This is a genomic window from Pseudarthrobacter sp. LT1, assembly GCF_035621795.1.
GTDB lineage: Bacteria > Actinomycetota > Actinomycetes > Actinomycetales > Micrococcaceae > Arthrobacter.
In genome coordinates this window covers 38,163-58,882 of record NZ_CP141830.1, presented here as the reverse complement: position 1 = coordinate 58,882, position 20,720 = coordinate 38,163, and the positions used below count along the sequence as shown (strand labels likewise).

General features: G+C 67.1%; 23 protein-coding genes. 18 read left to right on the top strand and 5 right to left on the bottom strand.

What is annotated here, in order from left to right:
* Window positions 1–9: 9 nt before the first annotated feature.
* From VIK36_RS00305 to VIK36_RS00290, 4 genes are read left to right on the top strand one after another with little or no spacing between them, the layout of a single operon-like run.
* Window positions 10–1,200, top strand: a complete 1,191-nt coding sequence (locus VIK36_RS00305) for a Gfo/Idh/MocA family oxidoreductase (RefSeq protein ID WP_324643658.1) — start codon at window positions 10–12, stop codon at window positions 1,198–1,200.
* A gap of 51 nt (window positions 1,201–1,251) precedes the next feature.
* Window positions 1,252–2,256, top strand: a complete 1,005-nt coding sequence (locus VIK36_RS00300; RefSeq protein ID WP_324643657.1) for a sugar phosphate isomerase/epimerase — start codon at window positions 1,252–1,254, stop codon at window positions 2,254–2,256.
* Between the two features lie 48 nt (window positions 2,257–2,304).
* Window positions 2,305–3,003: a ThuA domain-containing protein gene (locus tag VIK36_RS00295; protein ID WP_159634894.1), complete on the top strand. Its 699-nt coding sequence runs from the start codon at window positions 2,305–2,307 to the stop codon at window positions 3,001–3,003.
* The gene (locus tag VIK36_RS00290) at window positions 2,988–4,103 is read left to right on the top strand and encodes a Gfo/Idh/MocA family oxidoreductase (protein WP_324643656.1); all 1,116 of its coding nucleotides are present in this window, start codon (window positions 2,988–2,990) and stop codon (window positions 4,101–4,103) included. Before VIK36_RS00295 ends, VIK36_RS00290 begins: the two co-directional genes overlap by 16 nt.
* 36 nt (window positions 4,104–4,139) lie before the next feature.
* On the opposite strand, the gene VIK36_RS00285 is transcribed toward VIK36_RS00290, so the two are convergent.
* Window positions 4,140–5,291, bottom strand: a complete 1,152-nt coding sequence (locus VIK36_RS00285) for a GGDEF domain-containing protein (RefSeq protein ID WP_324645335.1) — start codon at window positions 5,289–5,291, stop codon at window positions 4,140–4,142.
* 147 nt (window positions 5,292–5,438) lie between these two features.
* Here VIK36_RS00285 and VIK36_RS00280 point away from each other — a divergent pair, with 147 nt between their 5' ends.
* Window positions 5,439–5,675: a zinc-ribbon domain-containing protein gene (locus VIK36_RS00280; RefSeq protein ID WP_324643655.1), complete on the top strand. Its 237-nt coding sequence runs from the start codon at window positions 5,439–5,441 to the stop codon at window positions 5,673–5,675.
* 18 nt (window positions 5,676–5,693) lie between these two features.
* Here the strand turns inward: VIK36_RS00280 and VIK36_RS00275 are convergent, their stop codons facing one another.
* Entirely contained in the window at window positions 5,694–6,959 is a 1,266-nt protein-coding gene (locus tag VIK36_RS00275; RefSeq protein WP_324643654.1) for an MFS transporter, read from the bottom strand.
* Window positions 6,960–7,068: 109 nt separating this feature from the next.
* On the opposite strand from VIK36_RS00275, the gene VIK36_RS00270 reads away from it, so the two are divergent.
* The 9 genes from VIK36_RS00270 to VIK36_RS00230 all read left to right on the top strand — a co-directional run bounded on the left by VIK36_RS00270 (window position 7,069) and on the right by VIK36_RS00230 (window position 16,074).
* The gene (locus VIK36_RS00270) at window positions 7,069–7,587 is read left to right on the top strand and encodes a CGNR zinc finger domain-containing protein (RefSeq protein ID WP_255173873.1); all 519 of its coding nucleotides are present in this window, start codon (window positions 7,069–7,071) and stop codon (window positions 7,585–7,587) included.
* A gap of 250 nt (window positions 7,588–7,837) precedes the next feature.
* Window positions 7,838–8,998 carry a ribosome small subunit-dependent GTPase A gene (gene rsgA, locus VIK36_RS00265; RefSeq protein ID WP_324643653.1) on the top strand — a complete coding sequence of 387 codons (1,161 nt, stop codon included), beginning with the start codon at window positions 7,838–7,840 and terminating at the stop codon, window positions 8,996–8,998.
* A 44-nt stretch (window positions 8,999–9,042) separates the two neighbouring features.
* Window positions 9,043–9,759 (top strand): alpha/beta fold hydrolase, encoded by a 717-nt coding sequence (locus VIK36_RS00260; RefSeq protein WP_255173871.1) that lies wholly within the window; start codon window positions 9,043–9,045, stop codon window positions 9,757–9,759.
* A 42-nt stretch (window positions 9,760–9,801) separates the two neighbouring features.
* A complete protein-coding gene (locus tag VIK36_RS00255) occupies window positions 9,802–10,905 on the top strand; it encodes an agmatine deiminase family protein (RefSeq protein WP_255173870.1) in 1,104 nt (367 codons plus the stop codon).
* Window positions 10,902–12,674, top strand: a complete 1,773-nt coding sequence (locus tag VIK36_RS00250) for an amidase (protein ID WP_324643652.1) — start codon at window positions 10,902–10,904, stop codon at window positions 12,672–12,674. The genes VIK36_RS00255 and VIK36_RS00250 overlap by 4 nt, the downstream gene beginning before the upstream one ends.
* Before the next feature lie 165 nt (window positions 12,675–12,839).
* Window positions 12,840–14,090: a D-arabinono-1,4-lactone oxidase gene (locus tag VIK36_RS00245; protein WP_324645334.1), complete on the top strand. Its 1,251-nt coding sequence runs from the start codon at window positions 12,840–12,842 to the stop codon at window positions 14,088–14,090.
* A gap of 22 nt (window positions 14,091–14,112) precedes the next feature.
* A complete protein-coding gene (locus VIK36_RS00240) occupies window positions 14,113–14,448 on the top strand; it encodes a hypothetical protein (RefSeq protein ID WP_255173868.1) in 336 nt (111 codons plus the stop codon).
* A 158-nt stretch (window positions 14,449–14,606) separates the two neighbouring features.
* The gene (locus tag VIK36_RS00235) at window positions 14,607–15,743 is read left to right on the top strand and encodes a Vms1/Ankzf1 family peptidyl-tRNA hydrolase (RefSeq protein ID WP_324643651.1); all 1,137 of its coding nucleotides are present in this window, start codon (window positions 14,607–14,609) and stop codon (window positions 15,741–15,743) included.
* A gap of 46 nt (window positions 15,744–15,789) precedes the next feature.
* Window positions 15,790–16,074: a hypothetical protein gene (locus VIK36_RS00230; RefSeq protein ID WP_324643650.1), complete on the top strand. Its 285-nt coding sequence runs from the start codon at window positions 15,790–15,792 to the stop codon at window positions 16,072–16,074.
* A gap of 73 nt (window positions 16,075–16,147) precedes the next feature.
* Here VIK36_RS00230 and VIK36_RS00225 read toward each other — a convergent pair whose 3' ends face one another.
* Window positions 16,148–16,681 carry a MarR family winged helix-turn-helix transcriptional regulator gene (locus tag VIK36_RS00225; protein ID WP_255173865.1) on the bottom strand — a complete coding sequence of 178 codons (534 nt, stop codon included), beginning with the start codon at window positions 16,679–16,681 and terminating at the stop codon, window positions 16,148–16,150.
* A 274-nt stretch (window positions 16,682–16,955) separates the two neighbouring features.
* On the opposite strand from VIK36_RS00225, the gene VIK36_RS00220 reads away from it, so the two are divergent.
* Genes VIK36_RS00220 through VIK36_RS00210 form a run of 3 tightly spaced genes read left to right on the top strand, consistent with a single transcriptional unit; the run spans window position 16,956 to window position 18,942 of the window.
* Window positions 16,956–17,852, top strand: a complete 897-nt coding sequence (locus VIK36_RS00220) for a hypothetical protein (protein WP_324643649.1) — start codon at window positions 16,956–16,958, stop codon at window positions 17,850–17,852.
* Window positions 17,852–18,283: a phage holin family protein gene (locus tag VIK36_RS00215; protein WP_324643648.1), complete on the top strand. Its 432-nt coding sequence runs from the start codon at window positions 17,852–17,854 to the stop codon at window positions 18,281–18,283. The genes VIK36_RS00220 and VIK36_RS00215 overlap by 1 nt, the downstream gene beginning before the upstream one ends.
* Window positions 18,280–18,942, top strand: a complete 663-nt coding sequence (locus VIK36_RS00210; RefSeq protein ID WP_324643647.1) for a DUF3618 domain-containing protein — start codon at window positions 18,280–18,282, stop codon at window positions 18,940–18,942. The genes VIK36_RS00215 and VIK36_RS00210 overlap by 4 nt, the downstream gene beginning before the upstream one ends.
* 101 nt (window positions 18,943–19,043) lie before the next feature.
* Here VIK36_RS00210 and VIK36_RS00205 read toward each other — a convergent pair whose 3' ends face one another.
* Entirely contained in the window at window positions 19,044–19,865 is an 822-nt protein-coding gene (locus VIK36_RS00205; protein ID WP_324643646.1) for a LysR substrate-binding domain-containing protein, read from the bottom strand.
* Here VIK36_RS00205 and VIK36_RS00200 point away from each other — a divergent pair.
* Window positions 19,828–20,229: a DUF5997 family protein gene (locus VIK36_RS00200; protein WP_159629326.1), complete on the top strand. Its 402-nt coding sequence runs from the start codon at window positions 19,828–19,830 to the stop codon at window positions 20,227–20,229. The genes VIK36_RS00205 and VIK36_RS00200 overlap by 38 nt on opposite strands.
* A 31-nt stretch (window positions 20,230–20,260) precedes the next feature.
* On the opposite strand, the gene VIK36_RS00195 is transcribed toward VIK36_RS00200, so the two are convergent.
* Window positions 20,261–20,641, bottom strand: coding sequence for a VOC family protein (locus VIK36_RS00195; RefSeq protein ID WP_255173859.1), 381 nt, complete (start codon window positions 20,639–20,641; stop codon window positions 20,261–20,263).
* Between the last annotated feature and the right edge of the window lie 79 nt (window positions 20,642–20,720).

Genomic DNA, 20,720 nt, shown 5'->3' with positions numbered 1-20,720 from the left:
GACATCTCCATGACCACCGCACAACCCCTGCGGGTCGGCATGGTGGGCTACGCCTTCATGGGTGCAGCCCACTCCCACGCCTGGCGGACCGCACCCCGGTTTTTCGACCTGCCCCTGCAGCCCCAGCTGACCGCGGTCGCGGGCAGGAATGCCGAGGGCGTCCGTGCCGCGGCAGACAAGCTCGGCTGGGAATCGGTTGAAACGGACTGGCGCCGCCTGATCGAGCGCGACGACATCGACCTCATCGATATCTGCACGCCCGGCGACACGCACGCCGATATTGCCATCGCCGCCCTGGAAGCCGGCAAGCACGTGCTGTGCGAGAAGCCGCTGGCCAACTCCGTCGAGGAAGCCGAACGGATGACGCTCGCCGCGGAAACCGCTGCGAAGAACGGCGTCTTCTCGATGTGCGGCTTCAGCTACCGCCGAACTCCGGCACTGGCGCTGGCCAAGCGGTTCGTGGAACAGGGCAGGCTGGGCGACATCCGCCATGTCAGGGCCCAATACCTGCAGGACTGGCTCACCGATGCCAACGCCCCCATGACCTGGCGGCTGGACAAGAGCAAGTCCGGATCCGGCTCCCTGGGTGACATCGGAGCACACAGCATCGACGCCGCGCAGTGGGTCACGGGCCTGAACATCAGCGGGGTCTCGGCACTGCTGGAGACCTTTGTGCAGGAACGCCCGCTGGCCGGCGACCTGGTGGGCCTCGGCGGGCACGGCGACCTCAGCAGTGATGCTCCGCGCGGAAAAGTCACGGTTGATGACGCGGCAATCTTCACTGCCAGGTTCGACGGCGGCACGGCTTCGGGTGCGATCGGCGTCTTTGAAGCCACGCGGTACGCCCTGGGCAGGAAGAACGCCATGCGGCTGGAAGTCAACGGCACCAAGGGTTCCCTCGCCTTCGATTTCGAGGACATGAACGTCCTGTCCTTCTACGACGCCGCCGAATCCCCCGACGCCGGGTTCCGGAAGATCTTCGTCACCGAGCCCGAGCACCCCTACGTCGGAAACTGGTGGCCCACCGGCCACGGCCTGGGGTATGAGCACGGCTTCACCCACCAGGTGGTGGACCTCGTCACGGCCATCGGCGAAGCCCGCCAGCCGGAACCGTCCTTCGCGGACGCCCTGCAGGTGCAGCGGGTCCTGGCCGCCGTGGAGTCCAGTGCCGCAAATTCCAGCCAGTGGCAAAAAGTCTGAGCGGCAGTTCGGCACGGCATTGACCAGCTTCAAGCGATCCAAGGAATAGACATGACACGACCAATCACGCTGTTTACCGGCCAGTGGGCCGACCTGCCCTTCGAGGAAGTGGCGCGGCTCGCGGGCGAGTGGGGCTTCGACGGGTTGGAGATCGCCTGCTGGGGCGACCATCTGGATCCGCACCGCGCGGCCGAGGATGACAACTACCTCCAGGGCCGGCTGGACATCCTCGAAAAGAACAACCTGAAGGTGTTCGCCATCGCCAACCACCTGACCGGACAGGCAGTGTGTGACGACCCCATCGACGAACGCCACCAGGGCATCCTGTCAGCGGACGTCTGGGGCGACGGCGAGCCCGAAGGCGTACGCCGCCGGGCAGCGGAAGCCATGAAGGACACCGCCAGGGCTGCTGCCCGCCTCGGGGTGAAGACCGTCACCGGCTTCACCGGCTCCTCCATCTGGAAGGCGGTGGCCATGTTCCCGCCCGCCTCCCAGGAAATGATTGACGCCGGCTACCAGGACTTCGCAGACCGCTGGAACCCCATTCTCGACGTCTTCGACGAAGTGGGTGTCCGGTTCGCCCTCGAAGTCCACCCGTCCGAAATTGCCTACGACTACTGGACCGCCAAGCGCACCCTCGAAGCCATCGGCCACCGGGAAAACTTCGGCCTGAACTTCGACCCTTCCCACTTCATCTGGCAGGACCTGGACCCCGTGATGTTCCTGCAGGACTTCGCAGACAGGATTTTCCACGTCCACGTCAAGGAATCCATCCGCCAGCTCGACGGCCGCAACGGCCGCCTGGGCTCGCACCTGGCCTGGGCCGACCCCCGGCGCGGCTGGGATTTCGTCACGGCAGGGCACGGGGACGTGCAGTGGAACCGGATCTTCCGGACCCTGAACGCCATCGGCTACGAGGGCCCCACCAGCATCGAGTGGGAGGACGCCGGCATGGACCGGCTCATCGGCGCCCCGCAGGCGCTGGCCATGGTCCAGCACCTGGCCCGGATCGCCGCGCCGGCAGCAGCCTTCGACGCCGCCTTCGCCAGCCGCTGACCCCACGCCTTGCCGGCAAGAGCCGGCAGCCAACCAAAGGAAACTCCAATGACAGAACGCAAGAACGCCCTGGTGGTCCGCGGCGGCTGGGACGGCCACCAGCCCTACGAGGCCACAGAGCTCTTCATCCCCTACCTCAAGGACAACGGCTACGACGTCCGGGTGGAGGAATCCCCCAAGGTCTACGCCGATGCTGCCTACATGGCAGGGGTGGACCTCATCATGCAGTGCATGACCATGACCACCATCGAAAAGGACGAATTCGCCGGACTGCGGGCAGCCGTGGAGAACGGCACCGGCCTGGCCGGCTGGCACGGCGGGATTGCCGATTCCTACCGGAACACCTCCGACTACCTGCACCTGATCGGCGGCCAGTTCGCCTGCCACCCCGGCAAGCACCCGGACGAGTGCATCGGTGAGCAGTCGGACAACTACGTGCCCTACACCGTCAACATGCTGCCGGCCGCCGCCGACCACCCCATCACCAAGGGCATCAAGGACTTCGACCTGGTCACCGAGCAGTACTGGGTCCTCTCTGACGATTACATCGACGTCCTGGCCACCACCACCCAAAAAGTCCGCGAGTGGGACCCCTGGAACCGCGAAGTGACATCCCCCGCCATCTGGACCCGCCAGTGGGGCAAAGGCCGGATCTTCGTGTCCACCCCCGGGCACCGCGTGGAAATCCTCCAGGACCGGAACGTACGCACCATCATCGAAAGGGGCCTGCTGTGGGCAAGCCGTTGAAAGTCGGAATCGTTGGCTGCGGAGCCATCATCGCGCAGTACCTCACCAACTTCCGCCGCCTGGACCAGATCCAGCTGGTGGCCGTGGCGGACCTGGATCCGGCACGTGCGCAGGCAGTTGCGGATGACTACGACGGCGTCCGCGCCGTCACGGTGGAGGAACTGCTCTCCGCGGAGGACGTGGACCTGGTCCTGAACCTGACCATCCCTGCCGCCCACGCGGAGGTGGCGCTGAAGGCGATCGCCGCAGGAAAGAGCGTCTACGGCGAAAAGCCCTTGGCTGCCACCACCGAAGAAGCACGCCGGGTGCTGGAGGCGGCGCGGGAGGCAGGTGTCGTCGTCGGCTGTGCACCTGACACCGTGCTGGGCACCGGCATCCAGACCGCCCGCAAAGCCATCGATGACGGACTGATCGGCGCACCCATCTCGGCGTCCGCCACCATGGTGACGCCGGGCCACGAGCGCTGGCACCCCAACCCGGACTTCTACTACCAGCCCGGCGGCGGCCCCCTCCTGGACATGGGCCCCTACTACGTCACGGCACTCGTGACGCTGCTGGGCCCCGTGGTGTCGGTGATGGGTGCCGCCAGCCACACCCGGAATGAGCGGACCATCGGCTCGGGGCCCCGCCAGGGCGAAAAGGTACCCGTGAACATCGATTCCCACGTCACCGGCGTCCTGGTCCACGCATCCGGCGCGCTCTCCACGCTCTTCATGAGCTTCGATGCCGTGAAGTCCAAATCCCCCAACATCGAGATCCACGGTGAGCGCGGCTCCCTGGTGGTACCGGACCCCAACCACTTCGACGGCGACGTCCAGCTGTTTTCCCTGGGCGCCGAGGACTGGGAAACCCTGCCCGTGTCCGCCGGCTACGTTGATTCCGGCCGCGGGTTCGGCATCGCGGACCTGGCCGCCACTCCACAGGGCAAGGAACCCCGGGCCGGCGGAGCCCTGGCCTACCACGCCCTGGAGGTCATGGAATCCGTCCTGGAATCCGCACACAAGGGCACGGCGGTGGCCATCCAAAGCACCGTTGAGCGGCCTGACAGCGTGGAGCTGACGGTCCTGGCTGAGCAGGCAGACGCGCTCCAGTCCAAGTAGGCCGGTGTCCGGAACCGCGCCGCCGAAGCAGCAGGGCTAGTGCAGCCGATCGCTGCGGGCGGCGCGGTTCCTGCCCTGGGACTTGGCCCTGTATAAAGCCGCGTCCGCCGAGGCGACCAGGTCATCCGCATCGTAAGTTCCGTCGTCGTACGTGGAAATCCCGTAACTCGCGGTGGGCATCTCCATGCCATCCGGTGCTTTCGCGCCGGCCAGGCGCCTGCTGATTTCCTCCGCGATCGTCTCTGCCCGTTCCGCGCTTGCCCCCGGAACCAGGATGACGAACTCCTCCCCGCCATACCGCCCGATCAGGTCAGTGGAGCGGACAGTTGCCACGCAGGCGTCGGCGAAGGCCTGAAGCGCCAGGTCCCCGGCGGCATGGCCGTACGTATCGTTGACCGCTTTGAAGTGATCCAGGTCGGCAAGGATCAGGGCTCCCGAGCCGCCCGTGATGCTGCGGTCGGCAAGCTGTTCTGCAGCAAGGTCCATGAAGGCCTTGCGGTTTAAAAGCCCCGTGAGGTCGTCCCGGGTGGCCACCACGCGCAGGGCACGTGTCTGCTGTTCACTGCTCAACGCCGCCATGCTGAAGGAAACCACCACCAGCAACACCATGGTGACCAGCGTGGTGATGGCCGATCCAAAGACATTAACGAACACGGGGCCATCCTGGCCCTCCACCAGGAATGCCAGCCAGCGGAAGAAATAATAAACGGAAAGTCCGCCCGCAGCCACCGCCATGGGGATGCGCACCCGTGAATACCCCGGCTCAAGGCGCCACAGTTCACGGGACGCCAGGCCAACGGTCAAGCTCATCGCGGCCAGGAAGACGGGACCGCCGGACCAGGTGTTCGTAGCGGGATGGTCAAGCAGGGAGGCCACCAGGGTGATCAGCGGAATACCCGTGAAGGCCCACTTGGGCGGCCGCACGGTCCGCAGCGAACGTGCCCCCGCCCACACCGCGACCCCGCCGTGGACCAGCAAGGTGTTCCCCACCGGGTTGGCCCACCACTGGTGGGGCGTGCCATCGAGGAGGAAACAGGCCGATCCCGACAGGAAGAACAGCAGGGCACCGCACCACCAGGCACTGTACGGCGAGCGCGTCACCCGGTAGGCGGAAAAATAGAACAGAACCACCAGCACCAGGGCCATCAGGCCAAAAGCGATGCGCAGGGTTGCCGTATCCAGAACCATGTGCCAGAAGTCCCCCCAAACGCGGCGATTGCTGCTCACGCAAGTATTGCATTTCACACAGACACTGCAGAAGCTTCCGTACCCCTGATCGCGACCTTCGAAACTCGCCTAGGGTGGTGCTTAGCCACCGGACCACGAAAGGCCGCCATGCTTCTTCTCTTTGGGTTCAAGACCGTGCACAAGGCCCTGCCGGGACGGACCGCTACCTGCCCGCACTGCGGCGCCTTCATCCACCACCTCCTTGAGGAGCAGGCCACCAGGTTCACGCTGTTCTTCATCCCGGTGCTTACCGTGTCCCGGAAATACCGGATCACCTGCACCAACTGCGGCTACGTCTCGTCCATCAGCGCCCGCCAGAAGCGTGCGCTGGAGCTGCGGCGGTAGGGACGGCCGTTCCGGAAGTCAGCGGCCCAGTTCCGGAAGCCGCAGCAGGGCAACCGCGCCCGCTGCCACCAGGATGGCTGCGGCGGCGCTGATTCCCGAATACCCGGTCATGCCCATGACCGGCCCTGCGGCCGCGCTGCCCAGCGCTGCCGCGAGAGACATGGCGGCGTCCGAAAAACCCTGGGCGGGGATCCGCTGGGAGGGTGCCAAGGCAGCGACGAGCAGCGTGGATCCGGCCACGGTGGTGGCGGACCAGCCCAGGCCCAGCAGGACCAGCCCGATGGTCACGGCCGCTGGATACTCCGGTGCCAATCCCGTGAGTGCCAGTGCGGCCGTAAGGGTTGCCAGACCCGCCAGCACCATCCGGGCGGGCCCCATCCTGTCCGTGAGCCACCCCACCAGCGGCGACAGGGCGTACATCCCCGCGATGTGCAGGGAGATGGTCAGCCCGATCAGCGCGATGGTGTCCGGGTGGCCCGCGGCCGCTCCGGCCCGGTGCTGCATGTGCAGCGGGGTCATCGACATCACCGCCACCATCACAGCGTGCGCGGCCACCACGGCAACCACCGCCCCGCGGGTGGTGCGGTTCTCCCGCACGATGCGCCATCCGGCCTGCAGGGCCCCCCGGCGCCGGACACTGTTACCGGAATCAGCACCATCCATGGTGCGGCGGGTCAGCAGCGGGTCGGGCCGGAGGAAGAGCCACACAATCGAAGCACCGATGACCATGCCGGCCGCCGAGATGAGGAACGGCCCTGCTGCGGCAGGAATGCCCAGCCAACCGGCCAGCACCGCGCCGGGACCTACCATGTTGGGTCCGGCTACTGCCCCGACGGTGATGGCCCACACCACCAGGGAAAGGTCACGTCCGCGGTGCGCGGGTTCGGCCAGGTCCGTCACCGCGAAGCGGGCCTGGAGGTTCACTGCCGAAGCCACGCCTACCAGGAAGGCACCGGCGAGCAGCAGGAGGAAGAGCCCCGTGATCACGGCGCCCACCATCAGGGCGGTACCGGCAATCGCAGCGACAAGCCCTGAAGCAAGGGCAAAACGGCGGCCGCGGGAGAGCGCCAGTTGCGCCAGCGGTATGGCTGTCACTGCCGTTCCCAGCGTCAGGAACGTGTTGACTGAGCCTGCCCAGGCCTCGGAGCCTGACAAATCCACGGCCAGGATAGAACCCAAGGCCAGCGTGGAGCCGTTGCCCAGCCCGGAAAAGATTTGGGCGGACACCAGCGTCCTGCGCATGCGGGACTGCAGGGACCGAGTGGTTTCGGAGGAGGTGGTCAAGGATCTGGCTCCTGGTCAGGAAAACGTGGGGTGTGGCAGGACCCTCTGGGGCAGCCCGCCGTCATGCCCAGTGTGGTGTCATGGGTTTATGCAGTTCAACCATGACAATATGTCTGGCGTCCGGGTGGCGGAAGCACTGGTCAACATGCTGGGCGGCGGAGGCTGGGACGAAGGTGCTCTGGAGGACCTTTTGGCGGACCACCTTTTCCACAATCCGCAGGTGGGCGCGAAGGAGGAAGCGCTCCTGCAGGAGTGGACAGTACGCCTGCGCGCTGTCTTTGAGTCGGACAGCGAGGGGGACCGCTGTGCCGCGGTGAACTCGTTGCTCGAACAGGGGGTCAAGCGTGTGTTCCTGACGGTCCACGACGGACTGGGCCCACACCTTCACTTTGCTGAAACCAGCGACAGCCTCGTTGAGCGCGTGCGCGCCCTCACCGCAGGTGGATTGGCCCTCTTCGTCACGGAGGCAGCGGGAGGCCGGCTGGGTACCTGCGCCAGGGATGGCTGCCCGAAGGTTTACGCCGACACCAGCCGTGGCGGACGCCGTGCCTACTGCTCCGCCCGGTGCGGCAACGCCGATGCCGTGATGCGTTACCGCGAGCGCGGGCGCCCCGCAGGCCGTCTTTAGGAGACAGCCGTTAGGCCTGGTCCCCGACGGCGGCGGGCGCTAAAGTGGGACCCGTTCAGACCCTGCCGTCCCCGGCAGGAGGACGGTGAACCCGCGAGGGAATGGAGGTGGTTTTGATGACTGCAGTTGCCGCGCGCCCAGAGCGCTCCGCACCCATCACATCATCCATCCTCCCGGCTGCACCCGCCTGACCTGTCGGCAGTTGCCAGCAGCGGCGCTGTTGCACCGGGGACCCCGCAAGGAAACCACAGTGCACAATTCTTCAGGCAACCCCCTGGACAACACCCCAAGTACCACCCAACCAACCGGCGGCCCCTGCGCTTACGGCTACATCCACGCCGTCGCCCGCCATTTCGACCAGTACCCCTGCCCCGGCGCCACGGAACGCGGACGGGTGGTCCGCGTGGACCGCACCCTGCTGCTGGTCGCGGTCGAGGACGGCCTGCTCCACCTGCCGTATCCGCTGTCCGGGGAGCCCGCCGTCACCGGCGACTGGGTTTGGATCGGCCCCAACCGGGGCGGTGACCGCCAGATCCTGGCAGTGCTTCCCCGCCGCTCGGAGCTCAGCCGCAAACGCGCGTTCGAGGATTCCTCCGAGGAACAGGTCCTGGCCGCGAACATGGACACCGTGGGGGTGGTGGTGCCCGTGGACCGGCCGCTCACGCACAACCGGCTGGAACGCACCCTCGTTGCCGCCTGGGACTCCGGGGCCACCCCGCTGGTGATTGTCACCAAGGCGGACCTGGCTGATGTGGCGGACGACGTCGTCGGGAAGGTCATCCTGCAGGCGGCAGGCGTGGAGGTGGTCACCACGTCCGCTGAAAACGGCGACGGGATCGACCAGCTGATGTCCCGCATCCAGCCCGGCGGCACCATCGTGCTCCTGGGTCCGTCCGGCGCGGGCAAGTCCACCTTGATCAATGCGCTGGTGGGCCGCGAGGTCCAGCAGACCGGGGAGGTACGGTCCGGGGATTTCAAGGGCAAGCACACCACCACCGCCCGCGAGCTGGTGCCGCTGTCCAACGGCACGGTGTTGATGGACACGCCCGGTGTGCGGGGTTTCGGTTTGTTCGACGCCGGCGAAGGCCTGGGCGGGATGTTCGGCGATGTGGAGGAACTGGCCGCCGGCTGCCGCTTCGCGGACTGCGGCCACGGCGGTGAGCCCGGCTGCGCGGTGCGGGAAGCGATTGACGGCGGCGTTTTGGAGGAACGGCGCTGGAACTCCTACCTGAAGATGCAGCGCGAACTGGCCTCGCTGGCACGCCGCTCCGACGTCGCCGCCCAGCGCGCCTACCACCGGGAGTGGCACCAGAAGGTGGTGTCCGCCGGAAAATCGCAGCGCTGGGCGGAACGCGAGGCCTCCGAACGCCAAGGCCGGACCGCGGGGAAGGACCGTAAGCGGAAGCGGTAGGAGAGACCGTATTCCCGCGTGGGGGCGGGGAGTAGGGTTCGGTCATGGACATCATCCTGGTTCCCGGTTTCTGGTTGGACGCCTCATCCTGGGAGGAGGTGACCCCTCTCCTGGAGGCGGCAGGGCACCGCCCCCACCCCCTCACCCTCCCGGGGAAGGAATCCGTGGACGCCGCCAGGGCGGGCATCAATCTGCAGGACCACATCGACGCGGTGGTGGAGGTCCTGGACGGCTTCCCCGGCAAGGTGGTCCTGGTGGGCCATTCCGGCGGCGGTGCCATCATCCACGGCGTGGTGGATGCGCGGCCGGACAAGGTGGCGCGCGCCGTGTACGTGGACAGTGGACCACTCGGTGATGGGGGCGTCATCAATGACCAGTTGCCGGCCGTTGGAGACGAGGTGCCATTGCCGCCGTGGGGGAATTTCGACGACGCCGACCTGGTGGATCTCGATGACGGGCTTCGCCAGGCCTTCCGTGACCGCGCCACTCCGGAACCCCGGGGCGTGGCGTATGGCAAGCAGCAACTGCATGACGAACGCCGCTACGAGGTCCCCGCCACCGTGATCGCCTGCGAGTTCCCTTCCGCCATGATCCGGGAATGGATCGTGGCCGGGCACCCCTTCGTCGCCGAGCTGGCCAAGGTCCATGACGTGGAGTACATCGACCTGCCCACCGGGCACTGGCCGCAGTTCACCAAGCCGGAGCAGCTGGCACGGGCCATCCTGGCGGCCGTTGACCGGACCAATCCCCGCCAGGTTTGAAAAACCCTTGCGTGCGGACGGCGCCGTCTCCATAATAAATGAATGGCATTCATTTATACGACAGCAGTCGGTGGCAGCGCCGCCCCTGACCATGCGGCCGTCAGTACCGCGTCCCGCATGCCCGCCGAGTGGGAAGCCCACCAGCGGACCTGGATGGCCTTCCCGCCGCCAAATGAGACCTTCGGGCCGGTGGGAAGCTCCACCTTGGACCGGGCGCGGGCCGCCTGGACCACGGTGGCCCGGACCATTGCAAGGTACGAGCCCGTTACGGTCGTCGCCGATCCGCGCGATGCCACCGCCGCGCGGGAATGGCTCGGCCAGGGCATCGACGTCCTGGCCGTTCCGCTGGACGACGCCTGGCTGCGGGACAGCGGCCCCACCTTCGTTCATGCGGCGGACGGCTCCCTTGCCGCGGTCGACTGGATCTTCAATGGCTGGGGCGCGCAGGATTGGGCTGCCTGGGCCAAGGACCAGGACGTGGCCCGGAGCGTGGCAGCCAGCACCAACGTGCCAGTCAGGCGAAGCTCCCTGGTAAACGAGGGCGGCGGATTCCATGTGGACGGTGAAGGCACGGTACTGCTGACCGAAACGGTCCAGCTCGATCCCGGCCGCAACCCCGGCGCCACCAAAGAATCCGTCGAGGCAGAAGTCCATGCAGCCCTGGGCACCACCAAGGCCATCTGGCTTCCGCGCGGACTCACCAGGGACTATGACGAGTTCGGCACCCGCGGCCACGTAGACATCGTGGCCGCCTTTGCCGGCCCGGGAACCATCCTGCTCCACCGCCAGGACGACCCCGCCCACCCGGACCATGCCGTCTATCTGCAGCTGAAGGCAGTCCTTGCCGGGCAACTGGACGCCCAGGGCCGGCCGCTGCGCATCATCGATGTCCCGGCCCCCACCACGCTCAAGGATGACGAGGGCTGGGTGGACTGGTCCTACATCAACCACTACGTGGCCAACAACGTGGTGGTGCTCTGCGGCTTCAACGATCCCAACGACACCATCGCCGCCGGCATCCTGGCGCGCGCCTACCCCGGACGCACCGTGCAACTGGTGGATGCCCGGGACATCTTCGCCTTCGGCGGCGGCATCCACTGCATCACCCAGCAGCAGCCGGCCCTGCGCAAAGGCGATGCAGCATGAAGCAGGCGCAGGCCACTCGTCCACCGGCCGCTGCGGGGACCTTCGACGTGGTGGAGGCCGGCATCAGCCAGCTCCGGGCGGCCCTTGACGCGGGTGTGGTCACCAGTGAAGACCTGGTCCGCCTCTACCTGGCGCGCATCGAGAAGTATGACTCATCAGGAATACGTTTGAACTCGCTCGTCGTGATGAACCCGGAGGCCATCGCCGAGGCGCAGGAATCGGACCGCCGCCGTGCCGCCGGGTACACTCTCGGCCCGCTGGACGGCATCCCCTACACCGCAAAGGACAGCTACCAGGTCAAAGGCCTTACCGTGGCTGCCGGTTCACCCGCTTTCAAGGACCTGGTGGCGCAGCGCGACGCCTTCACCATCGAGCGGCTGCGGGCCGGGGGCGCCGTCCTGATCGGACTGACCAACATGCCGCCCATGGCCAACGGAGGTATGCAGCGCGGGGTATACGGCCGCGCCGAGAGTCCCTACAGCGCGGACTTCCTCACCGCGGCCTTCGCGTCCGGTTCATCCAACGGGTCCGGAACGGCGACGGCCGCCAGCTTCGCAGCCTTCGGACTGGCGGAGGAGACCTGGTCCTCAGGCCGGGCGCCGGCGTCGAACAATGCCCTTTGCGCCTATACGCCCTCCCGCGGCGTCATCTCCGTGCGCGGGAACTGGCCCCTGGTGCCCACCATGGATGTAGTGGTTCCGCATACCCGCACTATGACCGACCTGCTGGAGGTCCTGGATGTGGTGGTGGCGGACGACGTCGAACCACGCGGTGACTTCTGGCGTGTCCAGCCCTGGATCCGGGTGCCCAAGGCATCCACCGTTCGGCCGGCGTCGTACCTTGACCTCACCGTTACGGACGCCGCCGCGGCGGCAGGCGTACTCGCAGGAAAGCGACTGGGCGTGCCCCGCATGTACATCAACGCGGACCCGGAAGCCGGCACTGCCGAAGCGCCAGGCGTCGGCGGGCCCACAGGGCAGCGGATTGAAACCCGCGCGTCCATCGTGGAGCTGTGGAACGCGGCCCGCCGGGACCTGGAAGCCGCAGGCGCCGACGTGGTGGAGGTGGACTTCCCCGTGGTCTCCAACTACGAAGGCGACCGGCCCGGCGCGCCCACCATCGCCACCCGGGGGCTGGTGTCCCCGGAATACCTGCGCCGGGAAATCGTGGACCTGTCGGCCTGGGCGTGGAATGACTTCCTGGACGCCAACGGCGACCCGCAGCTGAACCGCCTTGCCGACGTCGACGGTGCCGCCATCTTCCCGGCCCCGGACGGCGCCCTTCCGGACCGCTACGACGGCTTCGATGACGACATCAGCGACTATCCCGGCTGGATCCGCGGGCACGGCGTGCCCGTCCTGGCCGACATTCCGCACCTGCCCGGGGGCCTGGCAGGCTTGGAGGAAACCCGCCGGGTGGACCTGGAGGAATGGATGGACCAGCTGGGCCTGGACGCCGTGGTGTTCCCGGCGGCAGCCGATGTTGCCCCGGCAGACGCGGACACCAACCCCGCCTCGGCGGACACCGCCTGGCGCAACGGTGTGTGGGTGGCCAACGGGAACCTGGTCCCCCGGCACCTTGGCATACCCACGGTCACGGTCCCCATGGGCATCGCGGCGGACATCGCCATGCCGGTGGGCCTCACCATCGCCGGCAAGGCCTATAGCGATACCGCCCTGCTCCGGCTCGCCGCGGCCATCGAAGCCACCGGGAGCCGCCGCATGCCCCCGCCCCGCACCACCACACCCTGCAACGAAAGAAGCTCCTGACTGGACGGCTTCGGTGTCCGCCTGCCTTCGGCCCTGCCCGCGGCGGCTGGAGGCAGGCGGATCACGACCACGCCACATCCCCGCCCACCCAGCGGAAGCGCCTTGACAGCCTCGATTGTTAGCGCTGACAGTGGGAGGAAACCGATGCCAAGCGAAAGCCACTCGATGAAGAACTGGGCAGGAAACCTCGAATACTCCTCCACGGATGTCAGGCGGCCGGAATCCGTAGCGGAATTGGCATCCATCGTGGCCGCTTCGCCACGGATCAAGGCCCTGGGGTCGCGGCACTCGTTCAACCGGGTAGCGGACACCGACGGCGTGCACGTGCTGCTCGATGCCCTGCCCCAGCAGGTGGAACTGGATTCCGGCCGCGGAACAGTGCGTGTCAGCGGGGGCGTGAGTTACGGGGCGCTCTGCCGGACGCTCCAAGAGGCCGGCCTTGCCATCCACAACCTTGCCTCGCTGCCGCACATCTCGGTGGCAGGCGCGGTCCAGACCGGCACGCACGGCTCCGGTGTGAACAACCCGTCCCTCGCCGGTGCCGTGGAGTCCATCGACCTGGTCCGGGCCTCCGGAGAGCAGGTCACGCTGACCAGGGATGACGGCGATGAGTTCCTTGCAAGCGTGGTGGGCATCGGGGCCCTGGGCATTGTCACCGGGCTGGAACTGGCGGTGCGGCCCAGCTTCAGGATGCGCCAGCGGGTTCTGGAGGACCTGCCGTGGGACAACGCCCTGGGAGAATTCGCCGGCATCGTGTCCAGCGCCTACAGCGTGAGCCTCTTCACGGACTACGCGGGCAGCAGCATCAACCAGGTCTGGCTCAAGGCGCTCGACGGCGAGGTGCCGCTTCCAAACCTGTTCGGGGCAACCGCCGCGCTGCATCCCCGGCACCCCCTCCCGGACATGTCAGCGGAGAACTGCACGGCCCAGTTGGACGAACCCGGGCTGTGGCTGGACCGGTTGCCGCACTTCCGGCACGAGTTCACCCCAAGCAACGGAGACGAACTCCAGAGCGAGTTCATCCTTCCCCTGGAGCAGGCCCCCGCCGCCCTCCAGGCAGTCCGTGCGCTGGCTGAGGACCTCTCGCCCCTGCTGTTCGTCTCGGAGATCCGCACCGGCGCCGCCGATGAGTTCTGGCTCAGCCCCTTCTACCGGCAGCAAAGCGCGGCGCTGCACTTCACGTGGAAGCCGCTGCAGCCTGAGGTGGAAGGCTTCCTCCCGGTCCTTGAGGAAGCCCTGCGGCCCTTTGGTGCCCGGCCGCACTGGGGCAAGCTGTTCACGCCGGAGGGTTATGACTGGGAGGCGTTGTACCCGCGTTTCGCCGATTTCCGTGCCTTTGCGGCCGGCCATGACCCCGAGGGCAAGTTCCGCAATGCCCTGCTGGACAGCATCCTCGGGGTGCCGGCACGCCGGTAGAAGCCGCCGGTACGCTGGAGGCATGACACTTCGCCCCGCCGCCGCCACTGCCTTTGCCGCCGCCCTGCTGCTGACGGGATGCGGCGCCGTGGGGGAAGCCGCAGGCACCGCGGCCAGCGACGCCGCCTCCAGGGCGGCCTCGGCCGCCGCGCAGGAAGTCAACCGGCAAATCTGCGCAGTGGTCAAGGACGGCCTGGTCAGCGCTGAAGACCGCCAGGCGCTGGCCGGCTTGGTTTCGGCCGCGCGGACGGCAGGGGTTCCTGCAGAGATCACGACGCCGTTGGGCCGGATTGCGGAGGCCGGGGACCAGGTGCCGGCAGACTCCGTCCGGGCCCTGCAGGACGCCTGCAGCGGCTGACCGGCAAGGGGCCGGAAGGCCCTTCAGCGCCCGGATCGCCGCTGCTACGGTGAAATGACGAACCAGTAAGCCTGTGGCAGTACGCCACGCGCGAAGGAGATCGTCATGGCAGAACGCGGCAAAACCACCTCAGCCCCACGCATCGGGGAGGAGGAAGAATGACCACGAACCTGCAGAAATATGCCGGTCTCTACCGCACTCCCGGCCCCTGGTGCACGGCCTACGTGGACGCGGGAACCGGAACAGTGGACACCCTTGAAGCCGGGGATGTCAGGGCCGGAAATACACGCGCCCGGCTTGAAGCACAGGGGGCAACCTCCGCTGATATCGAGGCAATGGAACAGGCCCTCCAGCCGGCCGCCGGGATTCCCTCCCCCGTGGCACGCTTCGTCCTGGTCCACGCAGGGAAGGCCGTAGTCAATGAGGTGCTTCCCGGCGATCCCGTCCTGCCGGAGCGGCTCGCAGTGGAGCCCGTCCCGGACCTGCTGCCGCTGGTCAAGCACCGGCCCGAAGACCTTGCCTACGTGGTGGCGGAGGTAAGCCGGGAACACGGCGAAATCCGGCTGTACCGGGCGGGGGCCAGGGTTCCCGCCATTGTGCAGGACGTGGAAGGCGAATCCGAACACGTGCACAAGTTCCATGGCGGGGGCTGGTCCGAACTGCGGTTCCAGCACCATACCGAGGACGTCTGGCGCCGTAACGCCGACGAAGTGGCAGGCGAAGTCGACAGGGTGGCCAGGGCCAGCGGCGCCCGGCTCATCGTGCTCGCCGGTGACATCCGTGCCCGGGGCCTGGTCAAGGACAACCTCTCCGAAGCCGGCAGGGCATTGGTGTCGGAGGTGGAGTCCCACACCCATACCGCCGGGGCTGGCAGCGCCAACCTGGAGGACCACGTCAACCAGCACGTTGCTGAACTGTGGGCGGAGGAGCAGCAGGCCGTCATGGACAGGCTGGCCGTCCAGGAGGGCCAGGCCAATCCGGAGGCAGCGCACGGCATCGGAGCGGTTGTGCATGCACTCCAGCAGGCGCAGGCGGACGTCCTGATCTTTGATGATGCCGCCTTGTCCGGACGGACCCTGCTGGCCCTGGATGCGGAACCGTGGGTTGCCACAGCCAGGGAAGAAGCCCTGACTGCCGGCATCCTGGGAGAAGTGCCGGCCCCTGCGGCGCTGCTTCGCGCGGCCGCCCTTACCGACGCACGGGTTCTCCTGGTTCCGGGACCGGTCCTGCCGAAGGGCGTGCATATCGCGGCACTTCTGCGCTGGTCCTCGGGACCGGACGTCCCGTCGTCGTAAGCCCTGCTGCCTGTCCGCCCGGAAACCAGCGATTGGAAGGTGCACCATGAACACTGCAGATGAGAACCCGGATAAGGCGCTGGACAGCGTCATGGTTCCGGAAGAGGATGCGCTGCCCAACCCCACGCGCACTGGGCATGGCAAGATGCCCGAAGAAATTGACGACGACGATTACCAAAGGGCAGTCGAGCAGGAACGGGTTGCCGCGGGGCTGGCTGACTACGCCCCGGCCGACGTTCCATCGGCCACGGATCCGTTGCCGCCGGAGGCATCCGATGCCGCAGACCTTGCGCAACGGGGCCTGCTGGAGGAGGAAGAGGACAAGGAGTAGGAAAAGGCGGTGCCGGTACTAACGCGCCGCCTCCGCTTCCTGAGGAACCGCCTCCGGCTCCCTGCCGGCCCTGTCAGTTTTGGTGTGGCTGTTCCCAGCCACGCATTCCGGCTGCCCGCCCGGTCTGGGGCCGGTGCCCGGCCCGGTGTTCCGGCGGAGCAAACGGAACGACGCCGCTATCGCGGTGGAGTGGGACGGCACGGACGAACTTGGTGAGTTCCTCCCGGAGTTCCTTCCAGCCGATGTCCGGATCGTCCGGATAGGCGTTGACCTCCGCTTGGCGCGCCGCCTCGACGGCGGCAACACCGGCGTCCGTCAGCTCCACTTTCAACTGCCGGCGGTCCGAGGCGTGCCGGGTCCTGGTGATGAGCCCCGTCCCCTCAAGCCGGGTAAGGACCCGGCCCAGTGTCTGGCTCTGGACCCTTATTGCATCGGCAAGCTGTTCCTGGTTCAGTGGGCCCCCCGTCAGGCCTTCCAGTGCAATAACTGCGGCACGGGTGAGGCCAAGGGGGGCCAGTGCATCGTCCTGGCGCCGCTGGATGAGCCGGGCCGCCAAAGTGATCAGGCGGTAGCTGCTCCGGGCGTCCGGATCGAGATTGCTGGTCATCGGCCGCGGCCTTCCTGTAGGTGGCGAAGTGCTGGTCACCCTGCGTCGCTACACCACTACAATAAGCATGCTTAGCAACATATTCGCAAGTAGGCTTACTATCCAGCGGCCACCCAACCCTATCGCCAGGCGCCCCGCGACTTCGAAACTGCAGCACTGCCCCTTGCAATCCAAATGGGAAGTGTGCTTAGTATCTAATTAGTAACCCTGCTTACTAACTCGCCAGCATGCTGGTTCTTGATCGCCAGCTAACCCTTTCTGAAAGAGAGCGAAGATGACAGAGAACCAATGGCCCCAGACCCCCCATACCGCCAACGATCCGGCCATCGCCGATCCGTATGGCGCAACGGAGGCAGCTCCCCGGCAGGCCTCCTACCCCACTACTTCGGGTGACACCTCCAAGACCCAGGCAGCCAAGGCGGAGGCGTCCAACGTTGCCGGTCAGGCCGCATCCGCTGCCCAGGGAGTAGCCCAGACGGCGAAGGAAGAAGCCGCGAACGTGGCGCATGAGGCGAAGGCCAATGCGCAGGACCTGTTGCACCAGGCAAAGTCCGGCCTCACCAGCCAGGCAGGCACCCAGCAGCAGAAGGCCGCGGAAGGCATCCGCAACATCTCCTCCCAGCTGCACAGCATGGCCAGCGCCCCGGACCAGCAGGGCATGGCCGGCGACCTGGTCCGTCAGGCGGCAGAGCGCACTTCCTCGATGGCTACCTGGCTGGAAAACCGGGAGCCGGGTGATCTCCTGAACGAGGTCCAGCGGTTCGCCCGCAACCGGCCCGGAACATTCCTGCTCCTCGCCGCCGGCGCCGGCGTCCTCGCCGGACGCCTCACCCGCGGCCTCACCGCAGGCGCCCCCGAATCACAGGCACAGGTCCGGGCTTCCGGCCAGCAGGGCTTGGGCCAGCACCGCGCCGTGCAGTCACCGCCCGTAGCGCCCCTGCACCCGGAGACCGTGTACGCAGCCGGAACTGATGACCTCTTCGCAGAGCCAACGATAGGCAGCGGGGCCCCGGTTTCCACCAGCACCCTGCCCTCGGGTACCGCCGAGGAGACCCCGCTTCGGTTTGATGACGACCCCTACCGGGCCGAAAACGGCGTCTACAACGACGACGAACCGTTCGGCAGCGAAGGCACCTCCGGCACCGGCCGTCACGGCACGGGTGGTCTGTGATGAGTAGTCAGATTCCGGAGCCGCCGCCCAGCGCGGCGCATGTGAAAGCGGACAACGCCTCACTCGGTGACCTGCTCGGGGACGTAACCCGTGACCTGTCCACCCTGATGCGCCAGGAAGTGGAACTGGCCAAAGCCGAACTCAAACAATCCACCTCCCGCGCAGGCAAAGGCGCCGGCATGCTCGCCGGCGCCGGGATCGGCGGACACTTCGTCCTGCTCTTCCTCTCCCTGGCCCTGATGTGGGCCCTGGGCGCCATCATGCCCCTGGGCTGGTCCGCGCTGATCGTCGCCGTGATCTGGGCCATCATCGCCGCCGTCCTGGCCTCCATCGGCCGCAAGGAACTCAAGCAGATCAAGGGCCTGCCCCAAACCGGGGAAACCCTCTCAGAAATTCCCCCAACCCTAAAACCACGTGAGGTAAACCGATGAGCGACAACCCTGACGTCATCCGCGCAGACATAGAAGCCACCCGGGCACGCCTGGGCACCAACGTGGACGCCGTGGCCGACAAAGTCACCCCGTCCAACATCGTCCACCGCCAAACAGACAAGGTCCGCGACGCCGTGACCGGGGTGAAGGAGAAAATCATGGGAGCAGCAGACACCGCCACCACCAAAGTCCACGACACCACCGCCACCGGCGCCGGGCACACCACCAACGCCATGAACACCGCCGGCGACAGCCTGCACCAGGCCTCGGACACCGTCTCCGCGAAACTCTCCGACGCCGGCCAGGCCGTCTCCCACGCCCCGGACCAGGTCAAAGCCAAAACCGCCGGCAACCCCCTGGCCGCCGGGCTCATCGCGTTCGGCGCCGGCATGCTGATCTCCTCCCTGATCCCGGCCAGCGACAAAGAACGCGAAGCCGCGGACCAACTCAAAACCGCAGCCCAGCCCCTGGCAACCCAGGTCACCGAAGCCGCCAAAACCATGGCCCAGGACCTCAAGGAACCCGCCCAGGAAGCCATGGAAAACGTCAAGGCCACCGCCACCGACGCCGCCCAAAACGTCAAAACCGAAGGCCAATACGCAGCCTCCGACGTCAAAGACCGCGCCACAGACGCCAAAGACAACATCCAAAACACCTAGTCCGCGCGGGCAGCAACGGACTGCAGCAAAGCCGGTTCCGCATCATGCGGGGCCGGCTTTCTGTTATCCGGCCACCCACCAAATACCTGGAGGCCCCTGGGCTAGCGCTTGCCCTTCTTCCGCGACCCCTTGCCGCGGCCCTTGTCCGGGTTGGGGGCATAGCGCTGGGCCACCTTGGGCGCTTTCTTGGTGCCGGTGCCGCGGCGGTCGGGTTTGGGTTCCTTCTTCACCTTTTGCGGCTGGGCGGAGGGCTGCCGGGAGCTCTGCGCGGTGCGGCCGCGCACGACGCCAATGAATTCCTCCAGGACGTCGTCGGTGGCCTCCGCGGGCCAGGCCAGGGCGATCTCGGTCCCCTCAGCCCGGGTGAGCCTGCGCGCCACGGTGTCTTTGACGTTGAAGTGGCGCGCCACTGACATCGGGAGGATCAGCAGCCCGGCCCCGGAGGCCACCACCTGGAGCGCCGCCTCGGGTCCGCCCAGGGCAGCAGCATCGAGGAAGGATTCCTGGGCGAGGTCGGCAAGCGCCACTTCCTCGAACACGGAAATCTCGTGGCCCTTCGGAGCAACCACCACCGGTTGTTCCTCGTACAGGGGGATGACGCTGAGGCCCTCCCGGTCAATGGGAAGGCGGACGAAGCCCATATGCGCTCTGCCGTCATCCAGCACTTCACGCTGGGCGTCGTCGTCGATCATGAATGCTTCAAGGGGAATATGCGGCATCCGCTCTTCCCAGCGGCGGATCCACTTGCCCGGCGTCACCCCTGCCACATACGCGATGCGCAGCACCCGCGGGGCCGCCTCGTCAGGGGCGGGCTGGGCATCAGGCGTGGGGGTATCGTCGGCGGGCACGTCTTCACAGTACCCGCCGCCCGGATACCCTTGAAGCATGACCTCTGCAAACTCCCAGTCCATGAAGCCGGCCACCGTTGCCAAGAAACTTGGCATCTACCTGCCGGCCACCCCGCAGGAGTTCCAGGATTCAACCATTACCCGCGAGGAGTTTGCCGAACTCCAGGCCAACCCGCCGGAATGGCTTGCCGAACTCCGCCGCAACGGGCCGCACCCCCGCCCCGTGGTGGCCCAGAAGCTGAACGTGTCCATCAGCGGCCTGGCACGCGGCGGCGTGGAGGAAGCGCTTACGACGGCGGAGATCACCGCGCTGCTGCAGGCTCCCCCGCAGTGGCTCGTCACCGAACGCGCCACGCACGCTGCCGTCCGCGCCGAAGCCCAGCGGGTCAAGGACGAGGCCGCGAAGAAGCAGGCCAAGAAGGACCGCGCGCAGGCGTAACAGGCGCAGCCACTCCGTTCGTCCCGGGCCCTCAGTCCTGGTGGATCTGGATGTAGTTGCCGCAGCCGTCGTCGAACACGGCGCTGGTCCCGAATGAATCGGTGGTGGGCGGGGTCTTGAAGCTGACCCCGGCAGCCGACAAGCGGTCATACTCTGCCTGGACGTCGGCTACCCCGAAAACGATGGCGGGGAGGCCGGCCTCACGCACGGCGTTCATGTAGCTGGCGCCGATCGGGTTGTCGCTGGGTTCCAGGAGCAGCCCCACCGAACTGTCGGCCGCCCCCGGATCCTTGATGATGTACAGGTTGTACTCCGGCATGGCCATGAGCGTGTCAAAGCCGAGCGTGCCGGTGTAGAACGCGTGGGCGGCTGCGGGGTCCTGGACGTGGATGCTGCACATTTTGAGTCGCATGGTCCCACGCTACCGCCCATCATGGCGCCCTTTGGAGTGCCTGCCTCCGCATTTTGCAGCCATTGACGCTGTGCCCGGA

What these genes read in the sequence shown, in the direction of transcription:
- VIK36_RS00305 (WP_324643658.1), top strand. Translation starts at nt 10, where the DNA reads ATGACCACCGCACAACCCCTGCGGGTCGGCATGGTGGGCTACGCCTTC.
- VIK36_RS00300 (WP_324643657.1), top strand. Translation starts at nt 1,252, where the DNA reads ATGACACGACCAATCACGCTGTTTACCGGCCAGTGGGCCGACCTGCCC.
- VIK36_RS00295 (WP_159634894.1), top strand. Translation starts at nt 2,305, where the DNA reads ATGACAGAACGCAAGAACGCCCTGGTGGTCCGCGGCGGCTGGGACGGC.
- VIK36_RS00285 (WP_324645335.1), bottom strand. Translation starts at nt 5,291, where the DNA reads ATGGTTCTGGATACGGCAACCCTGCGCATCGCTTTTGGCCTGATGGCC.
- VIK36_RS00280 (WP_324643655.1), top strand. Translation starts at nt 5,439, where the DNA reads ATGCTTCTTCTCTTTGGGTTCAAGACCGTGCACAAGGCCCTGCCGGGA.
- VIK36_RS00270 (WP_255173873.1), top strand. Translation starts at nt 7,069, where the DNA reads ATGTCTGGCGTCCGGGTGGCGGAAGCACTGGTCAACATGCTGGGCGGC.
- VIK36_RS00260 (WP_255173871.1), top strand. Translation starts at nt 9,043, where the DNA reads ATGGACATCATCCTGGTTCCCGGTTTCTGGTTGGACGCCTCATCCTGG.
- VIK36_RS00255 (WP_255173870.1), top strand. Translation starts at nt 9,802, where the DNA reads ATGGCATTCATTTATACGACAGCAGTCGGTGGCAGCGCCGCCCCTGAC.
- VIK36_RS00250 (WP_324643652.1), top strand. Translation starts at nt 10,902, where the DNA reads ATGAAGCAGGCGCAGGCCACTCGTCCACCGGCCGCTGCGGGGACCTTC.
- VIK36_RS00245 (WP_324645334.1), top strand. Translation starts at nt 12,840, where the DNA reads ATGAAGAACTGGGCAGGAAACCTCGAATACTCCTCCACGGATGTCAGG.
- VIK36_RS00240 (WP_255173868.1), top strand. Translation starts at nt 14,113, where the DNA reads ATGACACTTCGCCCCGCCGCCGCCACTGCCTTTGCCGCCGCCCTGCTG.
- VIK36_RS00235 (WP_324643651.1), top strand. Translation starts at nt 14,607, where the DNA reads ATGACCACGAACCTGCAGAAATATGCCGGTCTCTACCGCACTCCCGGC.
- VIK36_RS00230 (WP_324643650.1), top strand. Translation starts at nt 15,790, where the DNA reads ATGAACACTGCAGATGAGAACCCGGATAAGGCGCTGGACAGCGTCATG.
- VIK36_RS00225 (WP_255173865.1), bottom strand. Translation starts at nt 16,681, where the DNA reads ATGACCAGCAATCTCGATCCGGACGCCCGGAGCAGCTACCGCCTGATC.
- VIK36_RS00220 (WP_324643649.1), top strand. Translation starts at nt 16,956, where the DNA reads ATGACAGAGAACCAATGGCCCCAGACCCCCCATACCGCCAACGATCCG.
- VIK36_RS00215 (WP_324643648.1), top strand. Translation starts at nt 17,852, where the DNA reads ATGAGTAGTCAGATTCCGGAGCCGCCGCCCAGCGCGGCGCATGTGAAA.
- VIK36_RS00210 (WP_324643647.1), top strand. Translation starts at nt 18,280, where the DNA reads ATGAGCGACAACCCTGACGTCATCCGCGCAGACATAGAAGCCACCCGG.
- VIK36_RS00200 (WP_159629326.1), top strand. Translation starts at nt 19,828, where the DNA reads ATGACCTCTGCAAACTCCCAGTCCATGAAGCCGGCCACCGTTGCCAAG.
- VIK36_RS00195 (WP_255173859.1), bottom strand. Translation starts at nt 20,641, where the DNA reads ATGCGACTCAAAATGTGCAGCATCCACGTCCAGGACCCCGCAGCCGCC.